The sequence below is a fragment of the uncultured Streptococcus sp. genome, from assembly GCF_963545685.1.
GTDB lineage: Bacteria > Bacillota > Bacilli > Lactobacillales > Streptococcaceae > Streptococcus.
This window is the reverse complement of record NZ_CAUUKN010000007.1, coordinates 17304-31680: the sequence shown is the minus strand read 5'-3', so window position 1 is coordinate 31680 and position 14377 is coordinate 17304. Positions and strand designations below refer to the sequence as shown.

Below are 14377 nucleotides of genomic sequence, written 5' to 3'. Positions count from 1 at the left end.
TGCATAGTGATTCTCTCCACGAAAGAAAAATAGTAATGCTCCTATTAAGAAACAAATCCCTAGTATTACTCTTAATGATACTTTCATTTGTCTGCCTTCTTTCTATAAGTAAGATGAAAATAAGAACAAGAGATAAATGTCATTGCCACTACTCACTCATAGTATAACACTTGAAAATAAGAAAATCAACTTATCCCAAAGAATGATTTTGATGCCAAAATACTCCACATTTCTGGAGAGTATCATCTTCTATTTTTCAAAATGTGAACCGAATGTAACAAATTCAGCGACTTCTTCTTCCTTACCATCGTGAAGGTCACGAACAATTTTTGATCCCACGATAACACCATCTGACACAGCGTTAAAACGTTTAATGTCTTCCTCTGTTGACACACCGAAACCTGTGAGGACTGGAATGTCTGCATGAGCAGTCAAGTTAGCCAAGTGTTTGTCAAGGTCATCACGGTAATTACCAGTCTTACCAGTAACACCATTAATGGCAACAGCGTAGATAAAGCCTTCTGCACCATCAATCAACTGTTTCTGACGGTCAAGTCCTGTGGTCAAGCTGACCAAAGGTACGAGAGCAATGTCACTGTCTTTCAAGTAAGGAGTGATAAAGTCAGCGTGTTCATCTGGCAAATCAGGAATAATGAGCCCCTTGACAGATGTCTCTGCAAGGTCCTTAACGAAGGCTTCAATACCATATTGATAAACTGGGTTGATGTAGGTCATGATAACCAAAGGGACCTCTGTCTTTTTCTCTTGAAGCTTCTTGATGATAGCTGTCAAAGTCACGTCTTTAGCCAAACTACGTTGTCCTGCTAATTCAATAACGGGACCATCGGCCACAGGGTCTGACCATGGAATACCGACCTCAATAGCTGAGACACCACTATTTTCTAAGAGAGCAATCGTCTCAAAAAGTCCGTCTAGGCCTTTAGCGTGATCACCAGCCATGATATAGGGTACGAAAATACCGTGTTTACTGTCTTTGATAGCTTGTAGGTGTTTTGTTAGTGTTTTTGTCATGGTTTATTTCCCTTCTGCTTCAGCTTCAAAACGTTCTTTAACCTGCATAACGTCCTTGTCCCCACGACCTGAGAGGCAGACGATGAGGCTTTGGTCTGGCGACATCTTAGCTGCCACTTTTTGTGCAAGCGCAATGGCATGGCTAGACTCAAGAGCTGGGATAATACCTTCCAAACGTGACAGAAGTTTGAAACCTTCAAGCGCTTCTTCATCTGTGATAGAGTCGTAAGTCGCACGTCCAATTTCGTTGAAATAACAGTGTTCAGGACCAACCCCTGGGTAGTCCAGACCAGCTGAGATAGAGAAGGCTTCCATGATTTGACCATGAGCATCTTGGAGGACATCCATAAGCGCTCCATGAAGGATACCTGGGCGACCTTTGGCAAAGGTTGCGGCGTGTTTTTCAGTATCAAGCCCCAAACCAGAAGCTTCAGCACCATACATAGCTACTGATTTATCATTAACAAATGGGTAGAACATACCGATAGCATTTGAGCCGCCACCGATACAAGCCATTACAGCATCAGGCAGTTTACCACCAGAAATCTCTGCATATTGGCGTTTGGCTTCACGACCGATAACAGATTGGAAGTCACGAACAATTTCTGGGAATGGTGCCGGACCAAGGGCAGACCCCATGATGTAGTGAGTATCCTCGATACCTGCAACCCAAGCACGAAGAGCAGCATTTACAGCGTCCTTAAGCACGCGCGAGCCATCTGTTACGCTAAATACCTTGGCACCAAGCAATTCCATACGGAAAACGTTAAGCGCCTGACGTTTAACGTCTTCCTCACCCATATAGATAGTGCAGTCCATGTCGAAAAGAGCAGCGGCTGTCGCTGTTGCAACACCGTGTTGACCTGCACCAGTTTCGGCGATGATTTTCTTCTTGCCCATACGTTTGGCAAGCAAGACTTGACCAAGGGCATTGTTAATCTTGTGGGCCCCTGTGTGATTAAGGTCTTCACGTTTAAGATAAATTTGCGCTCCACCGATATGATCAGTCAAACGTTTGGCGTGGTAAAGAGGCGTCTCACGGCCCACATAGTTTTTAAGGAGGTCATCCAATTCCGCTTGGAAACTTGGATCTTCCTTGGCTTCACGATAGGCCTTATCCAATTCAATAACGGCTGTCATCAGCGTTTCGGGAACGAACTGACCACCGAATTTTCCGTAAAATCCTTTTGCATCAGGTTGTTGATATGTCATGCTTTCACTCTTTCTATAAATGCTTTAATCTTGTCTAAATCTTTGTGGCCATCTGTCTCTACACCTGAGGACACATCCAAGGCATAGGGATGGAAGGTTTTCTTGGCCTCTGCCACATTGTCCACAGTCAAGCCACCAGCGATAAAGTAGTCTTGCTTAATCTGCTTGTCAGCCAAGAGTTGCCAGTCGAAGGTCTGACCACTGCCGGCAATAGGAGCATCAAAAAGAAGATAATCCGCCTGGCTCTTGACTTGAGAATCACTATCCGAAATCTGAATAGCTCGAATAACTGGTACTGATATCTTTGGAATCAGAACTTCATCAAAAGTTCCATGAATCTGAACAATATCTAAGGGAACCTGATTAATCGCTTCTTCCAGTTCTTCAAGACTTGGTGAGACAAAGACACCGACGATTTTTGTCTGGCCTGTCACCCCTTTAGCCAGCTCGTGAGCTTGTTCAAGACTCACTTGACGCCTGCTTTTGGCGAACACAAAGCCAATGTAGTCAGCACCTGCTTCAACTGCAGTTGCTACCGCTTCTGGTGTTGACAGTCCACAAATTTTAACCTTTGTCAATTTGCAACTCCTTGACCTTTTCAGCCACATTGTCAGCCGTCATAAGGGCAGTTCCTACCAGAATCCCATTAAAATATGGGGCAACTAGGGCAGCATCCTGACCTGTAAAAATAGCCGACTCAGAAATATAAACCTGCTTGTCCTTAAAATGCGTCGATAACTCAAGACTGGTATTGATATCTGTCTCAAATGTCACCAAATTACGGTTGTTAACGCCGATAATTTCAGCACCAATACGATGAGCCACTTCCAATTCTGGCAGATTATGCGTTTCAACCAAGACTTCCAAGCCAAGGCTTGTCGCAAAATCATAGAGCTCCTTAAGACGAGCTTCTGGCAAGGCCGCTACAATCAAGAGAATGACTGTCGCACCCGCATTACGGCTACGCACAATCTGTTTCTCATCAATAATAAAGTCCTTAGCCAAGGTGGGAATAGCTACCTGGGACGAAATTTCTTTCAAATAGGAAATATCACCTTTGAAGAAGACTTCGTCAGTCAAAACAGAAATCATGGCTGCCCCATTTTCCTCATAGGTCTTGGCCTGAGCCACAATATCCACATCTAGGTTAATATCACCCATACTTGGACTGGCTTTTTTCACTTCAGAAATAATCTGCAGCTTGTTTTGATTTGACTTGAGAAAATCATAAAGGCGATAGGTCTGACGCAAAGGCTGCAAATCTTCCATGACCAACTGGGCCACTTCTTTTTCTTTTTGTTCTAAGATTGTTGGGAGAAAGGCTTTACTCATACTTGTACCTCTTGGAGTTGGCGAAGTTTCTCTAGGGCTGAGCCGTCCGCAATTAATTGACGAGCAAGCTCAACACCTTCTTTAATGGTCGCAACCTTACCATTGGCAAAGAAACCAAGACCCGCATTAAGCACTGTTGTTTCAAGATAAGGACTCGCTTCATTTTTCAAGACACTAAGGAGAATCTCTGCATTTTCCTTGGCATCACCACCTGTGATATCAGACAACTCAACCTTTTCCATACCCAAATCTTCATAAGTGAAAGTGTGCTGGCTGATATGACCATCTTCCAAAAGGGTGTAAGTGTTAGTGCCATAGAGAGCAGCTTCGTCCATATTGTCAGGACCAGTGATAATAACCGCACGTTTACGTCCCAACTGTTGAATCGCATTAGCAACAATCTCCTGCAATTCCACACGATAGAGCCCCATGAGTTGTGTCTCAAGGTCAAGCGGATTAGCCAGTGGCCCAACCAAGTTCATAATCGTTGGAATCCCAAGAGCTTGACGAGCTGGACCGATAAAACGCATAGCTGGGTGCATGGTTTGGGCAAAGATAAAGGCCAAACCAACCTCGTCAAGTGCTTTAGATAGGGTTTCTGGTGATGCCGCAACGTTGATTCCAAGGGCTTCAAGGACATCTGCCGAACCAGATTTAGAGGAAATCGAACGGTTACCTGCCTTGGCCATACGAATACCGCCTGCTGCTAGGACAAAGCAAACCGTTGTTGAAATGTTGAAGCTATAAGACTGGTCCCCACCAGTTCCACAGTTACACATAGCATCTGTGAAGGTCTCAGGCAAGACCGTCGCATGTGATTTGAGGGCACGCACGATACCTGTGATTTCATCTGCTGTTTCTCCCTTAGTTTTAAGCCCCATAAGGAAGGCAGCGATTTGGCTTTCTGAGACTTCATTTTTGAGAATGCGGTCAAAGACTGCTTGGACTTGGTCTTGAGACAAGTCTTGTCGGTTTGAGATTTGTAGGAATATTTCTTTCATATTTGTTTTCCTTTTAAAAACGGTTCAATATTTTCCGATGTACGAGGAGATGTTTTGAGTGTAGACCAATCTAGTCAAAAGACCGACCAACTAGCTTGCAACGATTTTCACAAAATTTTCAACCATCTTGAGTCCATCTGGACTTCCGATGCTCTCTGGGTGATATTGCAAACCGTAAATTGGTAGCTCCTTATGCTGGATGGCCATGATTTCTTGGTCATCAGTTGTGATAGCTGTCACATCAAAGCCATCTGGCATTTGGTCAACAACAATGGAATGGTAACGCATGATTGGGACATCATTATCGATGCCCTTGAAAATTGGCGATGGCGTTTCAAAGGTAATATTGCTTTGCTTGCCATGCATGACATTTTTAGCCAAGCCGAGTTTACCACCAAAAGTTTCCGCAATAGCCTGATGCCCCAAGCAAATTCCCATCATCGGTTTTTTACCAGTGAAATCCTTAATCAAGGCTTCCATTTTACCCGCATCAGCTGGCCAACCCGGACCTGGTGAAAAGACAAGCCCGTCAGCTTTTTCCGCCTCTTCATAGAGCTTCTCATCATCGTTACGCAAGACCTTTACCTCTGTAAATGTACCTAGGTATTGTGCCAAATTATAGGTAAAAGAATCATAGTTATCCACTAATAAAATCATTGGGCATCTCCTATTCTTGTCATAGCTTTCGCCTTGTTAATCGTTTCGTAAAATTCATTTTCAGGAACACTGTCATAAACAACACCTGCACCTGCTTGAACATAGGCTTTTTGATTTTTAAGAATCATGGTACGGATAGCAATGGCGAAGTCCATATCTCCTGTCGCAGACAGATAACCAATAGCTCCCGCATAAATACCACGTTTTTCCTTCTCAAGCTCATAGATACGACGCATAGCACGAATCTTAGGTGCCCCTGACACAGTTCCAGCTGGTAGGGTTGATTTTAGAGCATCAAGAGCCGTCAATTCCGGCAAGAGTTGCCCCTTAACCACACTGGTAAGGTGCATGACATAGCGGAAATATTCAACATCCATATACTTGGTCACCTTGACCGTACCATTTTGGGCAATCTTACCGATATCATTACGTCCCAAGTCAACCAACATACGGTGTTCCGCAGTTTCTTTAATATCATGTGAGAGTTCATCCGCAAGAGCAGCGTCCTCAGACTCATTGGCACCACGGGGGCGTGTTCCAGCAATCGGATTAGTTACCACCTCTCCATTTTTCACTGAAACCAAGCTTTCTGGGCTAGCACCAATCACCTGATAATCTCCAAAATCATAGAAATAAAGGTAGTTTGATGGATTGGTCACGCGCAAATTACGGTAGTAATCCAAAGGATCTCCCTCAAAGTCCGCTGAAAAGCGTTGGCTAAGCACACATTGGAACATATCTCCTTCACGGATAAGCTTTTTAGCCTTAGCCACCATATCCATGAAGACCTCTTTTTCGATATGATTTGAAAATTGCAAGGCCTGCAAGGCTTGAGGTGTAAACTCGTTTGGTGCCTGAGTCTGGAGGTTCGTTACCACCTGCCCCAGAGCTTGACGCACCGCATCGTTGTCACGACCAGAGTAGATATTATCCTCAACCACATAAACCTTTTCCTTCTTGTGGTCAAAAATCAAATAAGACTCATAGATGAAGAAATGCATATCAGGTGTCCCAATCGTATCTTCAGGAATCTCCCCGATATTTTCATAGAGACCAATCATGTCATAACCTGCAAACCCGATGGCTCCACCTGCGAAAGGGAGGTCAGACTTGATGCCTTTGACGGTTACTTGGTCCAAGTATTCGAAAGGATCCTGATCTATCGCCTTACCATTTTCATAAAGAACACCATCCTTGAAGGTTACTTCAAAGACAGGATTGTAGGCAACAATAGAAAAACGCGCATTTTCCTTCTCACGAGGAATAGATTCAAGGATAACCTTGTGTTCCCCTTGAACACGCATATAAGCCAAGATTGGTGTTAAGGTATCGGCTGGTAAAATTTTTCTCATAATATTTCCTTTCATACTGGTTTATCGAGAGTCATAAGACTGATACAAGACTCCTTTATAGGATGTACCAGCACCATTAGTATTCTTTGTTCACTTTCTCCTCCAAAGCTATAAAGGCTTTAATCATGCTTCGCCAAACACTTTCAGCCACATCTGGCGATAAGCCAAGCTCTAGTGCCTCCTTACGACGGTTAGCTATGACTTGAGCGACACGATCACTAGCCTGGACAGCAACCTTGTCTCCCTTGGGCTTAAGCCGTCCTGCCTTTTCCACAAGTATTTGACGTTGGGCCAGAAGTCGGATTAACTGACTATCAATATGATCAATATCACTTCGAATATCGTTTAATGCATCCATAAATCCCCAACCTCTCATGAATAATGAAATAACACTTCTTTAAGGTAAATAGACCTTTAAAGATAAAAGTAAACAAAAAACCTCACAGAGAAAAACTCTGTGAGGGCATTAAATCTAGTTTAACACGGTACCACCTCAGTTAATGGTCTACGAAATACGACCATCATCTCTATCTCCTCTAACAAGGAGTCGCACGGTAAGGGGTGCCAACCGAGAAGAATATGTGTTACCTTCTCATTATCATCCAATCAGCCCAATGTTCGCTCATCTCGATTACCTACTCACAATCACCGCAGGCTCCCTGAAAATCTAAGACCAGTTACTTTCCGATTTACTAACTATTGTACTCCTTTTTAAAAAGATGTCAAGAATTTTCTGTTAATTTTGACAATTTCGACGACCCAACTGACCTTATTTCTTACATTTATATGGTATTTGCATCTCCTCGGGATATCTTATGAGAATAAATCAAAATAACTCTTGAACTAGGTTCTCAAACAAAAGTGATATTTAAACTAACTAATATCGTCGTTAAAGTTGTTATATCGAATCTTATTTAATCGAATTACTTGATCTGCTTGTTCCCAAATACTTGGATTATGGGTAGCAATAATAATGATACGATTTGGACTTTTTAGTGATCGAATTAAGTCCATAATTTCTTGAGCATTATCGGGATCCAAGGAAGCTGTTGGTTCATCGGCTAGTATGATAGGAGGATTTTTCAAAAAAAGTTTAGCCAGAGCAACACGTTGTGCTTCTCCGCCAGATAATTCATATATTTTTTGATTAATATTTAAATGTTCCAAATGAACATCTTTCATCACTTTTTCTTTGCATTCTTGAATATCATTCTTTCTGAGTTTCTTTCCTACCAACCCCAAATCCAGGTTATAACTTATACTATCATTTTCAATAAGCCCAAAGTTTTGGAACAAATACCCCAAATAATCACGATAATAGACTTGAGATTTAATCTCTTTCAAGTCTGTATCATCATAAGTGACAGAACCACTATCATAAGTCTCTAGTTTTGCCAGAATATTTAAAAGAGTCGTTTTCCCAGAGCCACTTTCTCCGATAAGCGCATAGATCTTTCCTTTATCAAAAGATAAATTTAAATCATCAAAAATAACTCGCTTACCAAAATATTTGCTTAGTTTCTTAATTGCAATCATATTACTTTCCTTTCAAAACACTGACTGAAGTTCTACTCTCAGTAAGCGTCTGTTTGTATAAAATGGTAAACATGTTGATAATAAACAAGGAAACTATAAGTAAACTCATAATCAAATGATGAGTCAAGAAAATCAAAAACACAAGTGCAACACCTAAAACACAGATTTGTGAAAAAAGATAGTTAAAATGCACTTCTTCAAACCTCATACCAGATAATCGTTTGATAAAGATTTCTTTTCTAAATTGCTCAAAGTAAAGGAGGTTCATACTGTCAAATAATAGGATAGAAGTCAACAAACCTAATAAAACACCAATTAATAGAAAAGCAAGGCGACTGCGACTCTCTGAAAGAATCTTATAGTAGCTATTACGGTTATTAGTCAAATAAGAAACCCACTGATAAACACCACCTTGTTTAAGTAAATCAATGCTATCCTTATAGCCTGTCATGTGTAGCCCCGAACCTACTTCTGTCCCCCAAAACAACTGACTACTTGGTGTGTCTCCCATTGCTTCAGGAGTAGTCACAACAATAATAGGATCATTAAGGAATTGCGTAGGTATGTCACCATCTGTATTATACAAAAAACGCTTTTTCTTATCTTTTACGAATTCGGTAGAGACCGATACCTTAAATAAGTGATGACTATGAGGATTTAGACTACGACTTGAGAAACCTGACATATATTCTGAATATATACTCTCTAACTCTTTCCTACTACTCTTCAACTTCTCTGGAATTATTAATCCAAATTCACCACGCTTAAGTTTTTTCATTTGTGCTAAAAATTCATCGGAGACACCAACATTTTGCTTTTCCAAGTAATTAGGTGAAACATAAATGGTATTCCCATTTGGCACATAGTCTGTTATTTTAACCCCATTAGCTATATTTGATACTAAGAACTGACGTAAATTTGTTTTTACAAATAGCCCTTTATCATCCTTTAGAGTACGATTTGCGAAGTCATACCAAGACTTATTCTGCTTTTCTTCTTCCTTACCTTGTGTAAAGGCAGAGCTATAACTATAAGATAGCTGGTAGTAATTTCTATTTATAGACCACTCTTCTTTAGCACTATTTAATTGCACAAAATCTTGATAACTATTCAACAACGTACCTACAGTAATACCAACAACTACAATTGCAACGAATTGTCCTAAGAACATCACTCCTAGAAGTCTTCTTAAGGGGAGGCGCCCTCTCATAACTTCAACTAAAGAAGTTGCTTTTAACCCTAGTAGATATATTAAACTTAACCCAAGAGAAATAAAACATAGCGCAAAAAAATATAAAGTTACTCCTGTAAAATAAAGTAATATAGGCAAAGATTGCAAAATCCGAAAATGCCACAAACCTACTCCCCCAATAAGAATAGATAAACAATATGCAATCAATAACTGCCTAGCATCAACGATAAATGATGATAACATTACTTTCATCATGCTTTGCCCCGAAACAAGCTTGATTCCCGCATCCCTTAAATCCTTTATTCGGTAAATCAACACTAGTGAAGCAAAGGTCAACAGAAATAATGCGAAACTAATAAGTGAAACCTCATTCAATAATATTGTTAAAAGCAAAGACAGTATTGAATAAGAAGAAAAATCAACCGCATTATAGCCAAGCTGACTGAATGTCGAGATAAGTTCTGCTCCCTTTAAATCACCTGAGACAATTAGATAGTTACTAACTATATCACTGCCTTCAGCACTCTCCTGAGAAGCCCTTTTTAAATTAGAGGGTGGAGAAACGTGTCCGTAAAACTGATAACGAAAATCTATTTCACCCTTTTCATTTGGTTGAACAATCCGTCTAGCAATTAAGCTATTATGCTCATTAGCTAAATTAGTTAAAGCATCTGTTACTTCCTTACGATTAGATACCTTATGATCAGTCAAAGCCTGACCAGTCACATCTACAGCATTATAACTCGAAAAAGATATTTGCTGATTTTGTTGAACAATCATTGTGACTAAGTAGCAAGAAAACAGGATAGTCGAGATGAATATAAAAACACGTTTCATACAAACCTCCTAAACGGAACAATTATATATCTTTGTATTGAAATAAAGTTTACGGTCGAAAATGGAACCATTACAAGGAAACAAAAACTAGGTTGACATATTACATCCAACCTAGTCACCGTTACTTAATTAATTATAGTTATAGTAAAAGGCAGCCTGCTCGCCAAAAGACGTTTTTATAAAAGCATACGAAGTCTGACCGGCATAAGCATAGGCCTTACTAGATTTAGAAGTCCAACGACTAACTACAGTTGAGCTATGATATTTCGAACCATGATAGTAATTCGAAAAAGCACCACCGTTAGAAGCCCCGTAAGTCCACACACCGCCACCTGGATACTGCGTAGCTGCAGCAACTCCAGACAAAGTCCCAAAAGAAGTCACAGCAAGAGCCAAAACCATTAACGATTTCATATTTTTTCTCATAAGTATTCTCCTTAAAGTAATTGCGATGAAGGAAATAAAATGAAATAAACTGGCTCTTTGTCAACTGTTCCATTAAGTAAGCGCTTACTTTTAAAGCTATTATATACAGTTTTTTTGTTTTTTGTCAATACACTTTAGATATTTTTGTAAGAATTAATACCTTTCTTTTGCTACACAAAAAAGCCCCCAAAGGGACTTCTTGGTTTGATAAACAACGGCAGGGTGACAGTCCTGCATCTCTTTCAGACCCGAAGGTGCGGCGGCTGCCTCTTCCGCCCTCGTTGTTATTCCTTACCTACATTATATCACATTTTCTTGGCTCTACCAGCATTTAGATAGTTTTTCAGCTTAGAATCTTTAATTACAAACATGGTACGGACATTAAGTTTATCACATAATCTGACCGCTACCAAAACATTACCATCAATCCGTTTGATGTATTCCAAGGACTGGCCATTAGGATGGCGACCGATATAGTCTGGTTGAGCAATAATCTCTGGAATACGTTCATAGGTGGCATCAAAATCACTGAATTCCTGGCGATGTTTTTCCATATGCTTCTTACGTTGTGTAGACAGCGTGATGTCTTCACCAGGCTTGTAGTCCAAATCAAAAGCTTTAATGACTTTTGGCGTCAAGTGCCCTACTATTTTCATGCCTCTATTGTACCATACCTAGCACTCATCAAGGTTTTTCCTACTGTTCAGCCATCAAAAAACTCAAGCCTATTAAGAAGCTTGAGTTCTAGCTTATGCTTTTTGGAAAGCACCTTGTTTATAGCTGATCCAGAAGAAAAGCGGTGTACAGATAGCCATTGCAACCAGATAAATTGGCAAAGTATAGCTATTAAGTGTTGAGATTTCAATCACATCTCGAAGATAGTAGGAGCTGATTAAGAAACCAAAGACTGAGTAGATAATCAAGGCCACGCGCCCCTTATTCAAGGGGATACAAGCACGAATAACGGCAAGAACACCCAGTGATCCCATCATATAATAAGACAGCGTCAGCATGTCCGTATTGCTCATGCCAAGATAGACCTGAGACAGATGGAAAATAAGAACACAGATAACCAGCATCAAGGCATTAGGAATAGACAACTGGAGCGAACGTCTGAGGAAATGTTTCTCAACAGGACGAATATTACGTTCGAAGGTTAGAATAAATGGTGGAAAACCTTCGATAAATTGACCCGCCAAAGTCATCTGAACTTGAATGAAAGGGAAGACCAAGAGGTACTCTGCCTTACCAAAAACAATACTGGCTATACAGATAAGCCCCAAAAGGAAGGAATAAACAGTCTTAATGAGGAAAATCGGTGCAATGTGGGCAATATTATTAACCACACGGCGTCCCTCAAATAGAATTTCAGGAATATCCTTAAACTCAGAATCCATAAGCACCAAGTTAGCAATCTGACGTGTTGCAGGATCTCCCTCTGCCATAACAATCGAACAATCCGCTTCACGCAGTGCCAAGATATCATTGACACCATCACCAGTCATAGCTGTGGTATGCCCATTGGCATTAAGGGTTTGGATTAACAACTTCTTCTGATGTGGAGATACACGACCAAAAATCGCAGTATCCTCAGCCAAAGCCTCCAACTCCTCATCGCTGACCTTAGAACAGTCAATATAGCTTTGATAGTCGGCAAAACCAGCTTGATGAGCAATATGAGAAACCGTCACTGGATTGTCACCAGAGATAATCTTAAGGGTAACCTCCTGCGATCGCAGGTATTCCAGAGTTTCTGCTGCATCCTCACGAATAGGATCGGCAATTTCAAGTAAGGTCAAAGCTTCGACATCATTCGGCAAAATCATGGTCTCTGTAGCAACACCTGACTGACTCCAAGCCAAAATCAAAACACGAGACCCTCGTGCCTGAGCCTTATCGACTGCTTTGGGATTTTCCTTAAGAAGCATCTCAGGTGCTCCCAAAAAGAGAGTTCCAAGCCCATTAATGCTCACAGCACCCCATTTGCGATCACTTGAAAATGGAATAATGTCACCTACCTGATAATGATGTTCCAGACCCTCATAAGCATTTCGAATAGCCTGAGCTGTTGCGTTTTTATCCTTGTTATGTTGCATATAAGCCGCAAGCAAACGCTCCAACTCCTCTTTTGTAAAACGCTCTGACAGTAGTTCCAGACCTTTAACTGTCATCTTTCCTTGTGTAATCGTCCCTGTCTTATCTAAACAAAGCACGTCTACACGGGCCAAGGTTTCAACAGAGTACATCTCTTGCACTAGGATATTTTTCATCCCAAGCTTAACGACAGCTGTCAAAAGAGATGTAATGGTCAAAAGGGCAATTCCCTTAGGCAACATTCCCAGAAGGGCTGTCGAACTGGTAACTACCGACTCTTGAAGAGAGAGCTGTTTAATCAAGTAAGCCTGAAAAAAGAGCGCAAGCCCAAACGGTATGGCAATCTTTCCCGTAAACTTAGCAATCTTGTCCATATTATAAAGGATACGAGACACGATTGGCTTATGAGTCTTGGCCTCTAACATGAGCTTGTTGGCGTAATTATCCTCGGCTACGTTAATGACCTTAGCATAGACCTGACCACTCACAAGATAAGACCCCGAGAGCAACTCCTTCCCATCTTTCTTTAGAATGTGATCACTCTCACCAGTCAGCATAGCCTCGTTAAGCTCAGCCATCCCATCAACAACCACGGCATCACTAGGAACCTGCTCACCCGCAGACAAGAGCATGATATCATCCAAGACAATATCCTTAGGATCGATAGAAACAAGCTGTCCATCACGCACCACACGAATCTGATCCTTATTCATGAGATTGAGCTTATCAATCATGCGACGGGCACGCAACTCCGTCATCATACCCGTAAAGGCATTAAGCACAATAATCCCAAAGAAAAAAAGATTAGACCAAGCCTGAACAGCAATCAAGGCCACAAAGATTGCAAAATTGAGCACATTAAAGGAATTGAAGACGTTACGCCTGAAAATCTCCCAATTGCTGGAGCCAGTTTTTGCTTTAAAATGATTTGTTTTACCCGCATCTATCCGTCGCTTGACCTCCAACTGAGTCAAGCCTTGTAACTGTTTTTTCATAACTTTCATAGTAGCATAAAAACGAGGTGTTTTCAAAGGTTAGCCATCATGAATAATGAGGAAATAAACCTATTAATCCTTATGCTTTTTTCACCCTGTCATCCAGACTGATAAACCCAACAAAAATATTCTCTAATTAAACCTACTTTGATAAATTAAATTAAACAACCATTGAAGATTGATAAAGGGTTTTGTTTGAACCTTCATAATTGGGGAAAAATCTTCCCTAATCTCTCGTTTAATTTTCGATTCATTAACTTGAATTCTTTTTGCTTCTTCTGAAAAATAACTGACGTGATCAAATCTAAACGTACTGTCAAAACCGATAGTCATATTATCCTTATCATATAAAAAGTATCCTAAGGATTTTGTTAGAAAAGATTTACTTTTAGTATTTATAATAGCGTTTGTTCCATCATCATCATATCTAATATTGTCAATTTTAGGAGTATAAATCCATCCCATATTCTCTATCAACATAACTAAATCCGGTTCTGTTCTCTCCTTATGAGGCATATGCTGAGCATAATAGACAGAGTTAAATTTTAAATTACAATAAGTATAAAGACTCATACACAAGACTGTAAATAGTCCCACAAAAATCCCTAAAATAATTCTTTTTTGCATTGTCATCTTCTCTTTCCTCTTCTACGACCAAACAATCTTTTGACTGGATTAACATTTAACCATTGTACACTATTTTTAACAAGT

At 40.5% G+C, this 14377-nt stretch carries 14 protein-coding genes; all 14 read right to left on the bottom strand.

Features of this window, described 5'->3' with window-relative positions; genetic code table 11:
* Positions 1–249 precede the first annotated feature (249 nt).
* The 14 genes from trpA to RWZ99_RS02495 all read right to left on the bottom strand — a co-directional run bounded on the left by trpA (position 250) and on the right by RWZ99_RS02495 (position 14299).
* A complete protein-coding gene (gene trpA, locus RWZ99_RS02560; RefSeq protein WP_314676165.1) occupies positions 250–1032 on the bottom strand; it encodes a tryptophan synthase subunit alpha in 783 nt (260 codons plus the stop codon).
* A gap of 3 nt (positions 1033–1035) precedes the next feature.
* Positions 1036–2244, bottom strand: coding sequence for a tryptophan synthase subunit beta (gene trpB, locus RWZ99_RS02555; RefSeq protein ID WP_002891598.1), 1209 nt, complete (start codon positions 2242–2244; stop codon positions 1036–1038).
* Complete coding sequence (locus tag RWZ99_RS02550) at positions 2241–2822, bottom strand: phosphoribosylanthranilate isomerase (protein WP_314676162.1); 582 nt, start codon at positions 2820–2822, stop codon at positions 2241–2243. The genes trpB and RWZ99_RS02550 overlap by 4 nt, the downstream gene beginning before the upstream one ends.
* Positions 2809–3576, bottom strand: coding sequence for an indole-3-glycerol phosphate synthase TrpC (gene trpC / locus RWZ99_RS02545; protein WP_314676161.1), 768 nt, complete (start codon positions 3574–3576; stop codon positions 2809–2811). The genes RWZ99_RS02550 and trpC overlap by 14 nt, the downstream gene beginning before the upstream one ends.
* The gene (gene trpD, locus RWZ99_RS02540; protein ID WP_003094346.1) at positions 3573–4577 is read right to left on the bottom strand and encodes an anthranilate phosphoribosyltransferase; all 1005 of its coding nucleotides are present in this window, start codon (positions 4575–4577) and stop codon (positions 3573–3575) included. Before trpD ends, trpC begins: the two co-directional genes overlap by 4 nt.
* A gap of 90 nt (positions 4578–4667) precedes the next feature.
* On the bottom strand, positions 4668–5234 hold the full coding sequence (locus RWZ99_RS02535; protein WP_314676160.1) for an aminodeoxychorismate/anthranilate synthase component II: 567 nt from the start codon (positions 5232–5234) through the stop codon (positions 4668–4670).
* On the bottom strand, positions 5231–6586 hold the full coding sequence (gene trpE / locus RWZ99_RS02530; protein ID WP_314676157.1) for an anthranilate synthase component I: 1356 nt from the start codon (positions 6584–6586) through the stop codon (positions 5231–5233). Before trpE ends, RWZ99_RS02535 begins: the two co-directional genes overlap by 4 nt.
* 76 nt (positions 6587–6662) lie before the next feature.
* Positions 6663–6944, bottom strand: coding sequence for a chorismate mutase (locus RWZ99_RS02525; protein WP_314676156.1), 282 nt, complete (start codon positions 6942–6944; stop codon positions 6663–6665).
* A 515-nt stretch (positions 6945–7459) separates the two neighbouring features.
* Positions 7460–8122 (bottom strand): ABC transporter ATP-binding protein, encoded by a 663-nt coding sequence (locus tag RWZ99_RS02520; protein ID WP_314676155.1) that lies wholly within the window; start codon positions 8120–8122, stop codon positions 7460–7462.
* A gap of 1 nt (position 8123) precedes the next feature.
* Positions 8124–10151: a DUF1430 domain-containing protein gene (locus RWZ99_RS02515; RefSeq protein WP_314676154.1), complete on the bottom strand. Its 2028-nt coding sequence runs from the start codon at positions 10149–10151 to the stop codon at positions 8124–8126.
* Between the two features lie 129 nt (positions 10152–10280).
* Positions 10281–10577, bottom strand: coding sequence for a lactococcin 972 family bacteriocin (locus RWZ99_RS02510; RefSeq protein ID WP_004183233.1), 297 nt, complete (start codon positions 10575–10577; stop codon positions 10281–10283).
* A gap of 305 nt (positions 10578–10882) precedes the next feature.
* On the bottom strand, positions 10883–11233 hold the full coding sequence (locus RWZ99_RS02505) for a PBECR2 nuclease fold domain-containing protein (protein ID WP_314676152.1): 351 nt from the start codon (positions 11231–11233) through the stop codon (positions 10883–10885).
* Positions 11234–11326: 93 nt separating this feature from the next.
* A complete protein-coding gene (locus tag RWZ99_RS02500) occupies positions 11327–13675 on the bottom strand; it encodes a cation-translocating P-type ATPase (RefSeq protein WP_314676151.1) in 2349 nt (782 codons plus the stop codon).
* 123 nt (positions 13676–13798) lie between these two features.
* The gene (locus tag RWZ99_RS02495; RefSeq protein WP_314676149.1) at positions 13799–14299 is read right to left on the bottom strand and encodes a hypothetical protein; all 501 of its coding nucleotides are present in this window, start codon (positions 14297–14299) and stop codon (positions 13799–13801) included.
* Positions 14300–14377 lie beyond the last annotated feature (78 nt).